Origin of the sequence: Streptomyces alkaliphilus, from assembly GCF_014141535.1 — a bacterium.
Classification (GTDB): domain Bacteria; phylum Actinomycetota; class Actinomycetes; order Streptomycetales; family Streptomycetaceae; genus Streptomyces; species Streptomyces alkaliphilus.
Genome location: NZ_VKHT01000277.1, coordinates 1 through 5,571, shown reverse-complemented (window position 1 = coordinate 5,571; position 5,571 = coordinate 1). Strand labels below are relative to the sequence as shown.

Sequence of the window (5,571 nt, the reverse complement as noted above, 5' to 3'; positions counted from 1 at the left end):
GGCGGGCACGGGGTTCGACGAGCGCGGGACGATCGGCCCGGAGGAGGCCGGTCGGTTGGCGCCGGGCGCGGACTCCCGGTGGGTGACGGGTCCGGCCCTCACGGAGGCGGTGGGTGGTCCGAACCCCATCCGGACGCTGGAGGAGGAGGCGTTGGCCCTGGCCGCGAAGGGGGTGTTCCGCCCGTTGGTGACGGCTTTCCCGCTCGAGGAGGCGGCCCGGGCGCACGCGGCCCTGGAGGGACGCGCCACCACGGGCAAGGTGGTGCTGCTGCCCGGCGGACCGTGACGGCCGGGGCGATCGGGCCCGTCCACCGGATGGCCCGCCGGGATGGCCCCGGCCCCGCGCGGGCGCGGGGCCGGGGCGGGCGGCCGGGTCAGGGCCGGCCGAGGAAGCCCTCGGTCTCGGCGGCCTCGATCGTCTGCTGCGAGTAGCCGGAGGGGTCGGTGATCTCCACCTCGAAGGCGGTGAAGTACGGGTCGCCGTTGATCTCCTCGGGGTCGGTGAGCACGACCCGGGCCGGGAACGGGTCGTCGAGGCACTCGGGCAGGCACCAGGTGCCGGAGAGCAGGCCGTTTCCGACGGCCTGCTCCTCGCCCCAGCTCTCCCAGGTGACCTCGTTGAGGGTGCTGAACTCGGTGAGCACGAGGTTGTCGGGGGCGCGGTCGGCGCGGCCGTCCTCGGCGCCGAAGTAGTTGAAGACCAGGGGGTCGTCGGGAGAGGCCGGGTCGGGGGCGGGCGTGCCGGTGGCGCCCTCGGTCCCGGTGTTCCCCTCGGCCGCTTCCCCGGTCCCGTCGCCGGCCTCGCTACCGGCGTCACCGTCGGTGGTGTCCTCGCCGGGGCCCTCGCCGGCTCCGGCGGTGTCGGGGGTGCCGTCGGCGGTGGGAGCGGTGTCGGTGGTGCCGCCACCGGCGTCGGCGCCGGGTTCGGCCTCCCCGCAGGCCGCCACGGGCAGCGCGAGGAGAGCGGCGCCGAGCAGCGCCGTGGTGAGGCGTCCGGCTCTCCCGCCGGGCAGCCGGCGCGGACCGGCGGACCGGACCCGGGCCTCTTCGGCGGCGGGGATGGGACGCGGGGTCGTCGCTGTCACGGGTCTCTCCGTTCCTGGTACCGGTGCGACGGCCCGGCCGGGCGTCGCGGCTCACAGGAATACCGTGCCCGGCGGGGACGGTTCGCAGTGATCACGACGTACGCCCCGGACCGGGATTCACCCCTCGAAGCCCCGTGAACCGGGGCGAAGCGGGTGGATGACGACCGAAAAGGGAGGGCGTGCGCGGCGCATGCCCCGGAGCGATCCGGTCGGCGCACGCCCCGTGAGGCCCCCGGGCCGGCCCCCGGCCACGGCGGCGGAACCACGGGCGGGCACCGGCCGAACCCCGGGCGGGATCGCCCGGGAACGGCCGGGACCGGCGTCACCGCAGGTCGGTGAGGTGGAGCCGCCTGTCGGATTCGAACCGACGACCTGCTGTTTACAAGACAGCTGCTCTGACCAGCTGAGCTAAGGCGGCGCGACGGATGCAGTGTACCCAAGCCCTCCCGGCCGAACACGGAGGGTTTTCCCGGGGGTGGGTTCGGGGTCCGATGAGCGCCGGATGATGACAGGGGTCACTCCTTCGGGTTAGGTTCACTGCGCGTCCACGTACGTGGACCTCCCACCTTTACTCGGATCGTCCGGCACGTTCCTGCCGGTGAAGGAGTGCATCGCCATGGCCACGGTCACATTCGACAAGGCGACCCGGATCTACCCGGGTTCCGAGAAGCCCGCCGTCGACAAGCTCGACATCGCCATCGAGGACGGCGAGTTCCTCGTCCTGGTGGGCCCCTCCGGTTGCGGCAAGTCCACCTCCCTGCGGATGCTCGCGGGCCTGGAGGACGTCAACGGCGGTGCCATCCGCATCGGTGACCGCGATGTCACCCACCTGCCCCCCAAGGACCGGGACATCGCGATGGTGTTCCAGAACTACGCGCTCTACCCGCACATGACCGTCGCGCAGAACATGGGCTTCGCGCTCAAGATCGCCGGTGTCAACAAGACCGACATCCGCGCGAAGGTCGAGGAGGCGGCGAAGATCCTCGACCTCACCGAGTACCTGGACCGCAAGCCCAAGGCGCTCTCCGGTGGTCAGCGGCAGCGTGTCGCGATGGGTCGGGCGATCGTCCGCGAGCCGCAGGTCTTCCTCATGGACGAGCCGCTGTCCAACCTGGACGCCAAGCTGCGTGTCCAGACCCGTACCCAGATCGCCGGCCTGCAGCGGCGCCTGGGCGTCACCACCGTCTACGTGACCCACGACCAGGTCGAGGCCATGACGATGGGCGACCGGGTCGCGGTCCTCAAGGACGGCCTGCTCCAGCAGGTGGACTCGCCGCGCAACATGTACGACAAGCCGGCCAACCTCTTCGTCGCGGGCTTCATCGGCTCCCCGGCGATGAACCTGGTCGAGGTGCCGATCACCGACGGTGGCGTGAAGTTCGGCAACAGCGTGGTGCCGGTGGAGCGCACCGCGCTCGCCGAGGCCCAGAACAGCGGCGACACCCACGTGGTGGTCGGCTGCCGCCCCGAGCACTTCACCATCGTGGAGAACGGCGCCGGTGTCGGCCTGGCCAAGGACGACCCGAACGCGGCGGCCGGTCTGGCCGTGACCGTCAACGTGGTCGAGGAGCTGGGCGCGGACGGTTACGTCTACGGCACCGCCGAGGTCGGCGGCGAGACCAAGGACCTGGTGGTCCGGGTCGGCGGTCGGCAGATCCCGGAGAAGGGCGCCGTGCTGCACGTGGTGCCCAAGACCGGCGAGACCCACGTGTTCTCCAAGAGCAGCGGCGCGCGCCTGAGCGAGTGATCCACCGGATCATCCGGCGTCACCCGAAGCGTCCGGGCCGGCCGGCGGGCCCCTTCCGCCCCGCCGGCCGGCCCGGTACCGGTTCGACGGCCGGGAGCCGACCCCACCGGGTCGACTCCCGGCCGTTTTCCGTGAGCCCGGTGCCTGCGGTGTCTCCGGCACGACGGGCTCTCCGGGCATCCGGTTCGGGCGTCCGGCCGGTGGGTACGGAAGACGGTCGACCCGCCTCGGGGAATGCCCGAATCACTCGTTTTCGATCGCGTTCGTCAACGCACCACGCGCCATCACCCCCAGAGGTTCACTCCGTCGAGTGACGCAAGGTGGCCGAACGGGCACCTCTCGCTACGATCGCCTCGACCCGCTCCCGACCCCGCCGCGGTTTCGCGGCGCCTCCGGCGCGCCCCCGCCCCGGTCCCGGCCGGCGAACGCGACGGAGGAAGCGGCCAGGGAACCGATCGACTCGACGCGAGGAAACCGAGGAAATCACGTGAACCAGGCAGCCCGCCGATTCGGCAGAACTCTCGCCCTCGTCCTCCCGGTCGTCCTGGTGCTCTCCGGCACCCTCGCCGTCGCCAACGTGCCCTGGTCCGGCGCGACCGACACCACGGTGCTGCCAGCCGGCGCCGGGGAGTACGGCCTGCCCGCCGCCGAGGCCGCGTCCAAGGAGGCCCGGGCGGCCGAGGCGGCACCGGAGGCGGAGGCCGTCGACGCCGCCCCCGCTCCGGAGGAGGCCCTGCTCGAGCTGCTGCTCGACGAGTTGCGGCGCACCGACCCCGGAGCGGCGCTCACCACCCTTCAGTGGGAGGTCGAGCGCAACCCGGCGCTGGCCGAGCACTGCCCCTCCCTCGCACGGGAGTTGGGCCGCGCCGCGGTGGTGAAGTACGGCAGCGCCGAACTGGCCCACCGACACGCCCGCCCGGTGTGCGACACCTCTTTCGCGATCGGCGTCACGGAGGAACGGTGACCCGGGTACTGTGCGGGGCATGAACGTCGCCTCGCAGCCCACGCAGGCGGTGGTCCTGGCCGGTGGCCAGGGCTCCCGCCTGCGCCCGTACACCAACGACCGTCCCAAGCCGATGGTCGAGATACCCGGGACGGGGACGCCGATCATCGGCCACCAGCTGAACTGGTTGGCGGCCGAGGGGGTCACCGATGTCGTGGTCTCCTGCGGCCACCTCGCCGAGGTCCTGCAGGACTGGCTGAAGGAGACCGAACTGCCGGTCCGGGTGAGCACGGTGGTGGAGAGCGAGCCGCTGGGTCGCGGCGGCGGGTTGAAGTACGCCGCAGCCGCGCTGCCGCGTCCCGCCGAGCCCTGGTACGCCACCAACGGCGACATCTGGACCCGTTTCTCGCTCCGCGCCATGGCCGACTTCCACACCGAGCGGGACGCCACGGCCACCATCGCCCTGGCCCGGCCCCGCATCCCGTGGGGCGCGGTGGCCACCGACGAGTTCGGCAACGTCACCGACTTCATCGAGTCCCCGCCGCTGTCGTACCAGATCAACGCGGGCGTCTACGTCTTCTCCCCCGACTTCGCGGAGCTGCTGCCGGAGCGGGGCGACCACGAGCGCACCACCTTCCCGCGCCTGGCCCGGGAACGGCGCCTCGCGGGCTTCCCCCTGCCGCAGGGCTCGTACTGGCGGGCCATCGACACCGCCAAGGACCTCACCGAGGCCGCCCGGGAGTTGCGCGGCGGGAGCGCCGGCTGACCGTGTCCGGTGCGCGTTCGCCGGGAGTCCGGCGGACGCGTCCCGGAGGTGCTCGGAGGGCTTCCGGCCGAGCAGCGGCCGAACACCGGCCGAGCAGCGACGTCGGGCCCCGTCGCCCGCGCCGGGTGGCGGGCCCCGACCTCGATGGCGACGGCCGCGGCGACGGGGCGACCGTCGCCGGACGAGGGCGGTGACCTCCGCGACCCCGGTCCCGGCGACGACGTCCGCCGGGGCCCCGGCACGGACGGCCGGGGTGGGCGCGGGGTTCAGCCGACCCGGAAGGACCGCCGGGCGAACCCCAGCATGTACCCGTCGATGACCGTGCGGGCGGTGTCCGCCCGACCCGGGGCGGCGCCCGGGGTGAGGAAGATCGGCAGGAAGTGGTCGGCGGTGGGGTGGGCGTACGGCATGCCGGGGGCCCGGTCGCGCCAGGCCGCCAACTCCTCCGTGTCGCCCCGGTCCAGCGCCTCCAGCGCCCACGCGTCGAACTCCTCCGACCAGCCGGGCACGGCACCGTGCAGCACCATGTCCCGGGTCAGGAAGGGCAGGCCATGGGTCATGAATCCCGACCCGATGATCAGCACGCCCTCCTCGCGCAGCGGCGCCAACCGGCGTCCCAGCTCCATCAGTCGGTGCGGGTCCCCCGAGGGCGGCGACATCTGGAGGACCGGCACGTCGGCCTCCGGGTACATGGCCATCAGGGGTATCCACGCGCCGTGGTCCAACCCGCGGGAGGGGCGCCGGTGCACGGGCTCGTCGGCGGGCATCATCGCCGCCACCCGGTCGGCGAGCCGGCTCACGTCGGGGGTGTCGTAGCACAGTCGGTGGTAGCGGGGGTGGAAGCCGCCGAAGTCGTACACCAGCGGGGTGTGCGCGGCGGTCGCCGAGAGGGCGAGCGGGGCGTCCTCCCAGTGGGCGGAGACGATCAGCACGGCCTCGGGGCGGGGCATGGACCGGGCCCAGTCGAAGAGTTCCCGGATCCACGGGCCGTCGTCCAGCAGCGGGGGCGCGCCGTGGCTGATGTAGAGGG

At 73.2% G+C, this 5,571-nt stretch carries 6 protein-coding genes and 1 tRNA gene; 4 read left to right on the top strand and 3 right to left on the bottom strand.

Annotation, left to right across the window (positions count from 1 at the left end):
* Window positions 1-286, top strand: a 286-nt coding sequence (locus FNQ90_RS11090; RefSeq protein WP_182606212.1) for a zinc-binding dehydrogenase, incomplete at its 5' end; no start/stop codon positions are given.
* 88 nt (window positions 287-374) lie between these two features.
* On the opposite strand, the gene FNQ90_RS11085 is transcribed toward FNQ90_RS11090, so the two are convergent.
* Both FNQ90_RS11085 and FNQ90_RS11080 read right to left on the bottom strand, forming a co-directional pair.
* Window positions 375-1,085 carry a hypothetical protein gene (locus FNQ90_RS11085; RefSeq protein ID WP_182606211.1) on the bottom strand — a complete coding sequence of 237 codons (711 nt, stop codon included), beginning with the start codon at window positions 1,083-1,085 and terminating at the stop codon, window positions 375-377.
* 341 nt (window positions 1,086-1,426) lie between these two features.
* Window positions 1,427-1,503 (bottom strand) — tRNA-Thr (locus FNQ90_RS11080).
* A 198-nt stretch (window positions 1,504-1,701) separates the two neighbouring features.
* Between FNQ90_RS11080 and FNQ90_RS11075 the strand changes: the two genes are divergently transcribed.
* The 3 genes from FNQ90_RS11075 (at window position 1,702) to FNQ90_RS11065 (ending at window position 4,541) form a co-directional block, all read left to right on the top strand.
* Window positions 1,702-2,832, top strand: coding sequence for an ABC transporter ATP-binding protein (locus FNQ90_RS11075; protein WP_182606210.1), 1,131 nt, complete (start codon window positions 1,702-1,704; stop codon window positions 2,830-2,832).
* 487 nt (window positions 2,833-3,319) lie between these two features.
* The gene (locus tag FNQ90_RS11070; protein ID WP_182606209.1) at window positions 3,320-3,796 is read left to right on the top strand and encodes a hypothetical protein; all 477 of its coding nucleotides are present in this window, start codon (window positions 3,320-3,322) and stop codon (window positions 3,794-3,796) included.
* A gap of 19 nt (window positions 3,797-3,815) precedes the next feature.
* Entirely contained in the window at window positions 3,816-4,541 is a 726-nt protein-coding gene (locus FNQ90_RS11065; protein ID WP_182606213.1) for a nucleotidyltransferase family protein, read from the top strand.
* A gap of 266 nt (window positions 4,542-4,807) precedes the next feature.
* Here FNQ90_RS11065 and FNQ90_RS11060 read toward each other — a convergent pair.
* On the bottom strand, window positions 4,808-5,571 hold a 764-nt coding region (locus tag FNQ90_RS11060), incomplete at its 5' end, for a dioxygenase family protein (RefSeq protein ID WP_182606208.1).

What these genes read in the sequence shown, in the direction of transcription:
- FNQ90_RS11075 (WP_182606210.1), top strand. Translation starts at nt 1,702, where the DNA reads ATGGCCACGGTCACATTCGACAAGGCGACCCGGATCTACCCGGGTTCC.
- FNQ90_RS11065 (WP_182606213.1), top strand. Translation starts at nt 3,816, where the DNA reads ATGAACGTCGCCTCGCAGCCCACGCAGGCGGTGGTCCTGGCCGGTGGC.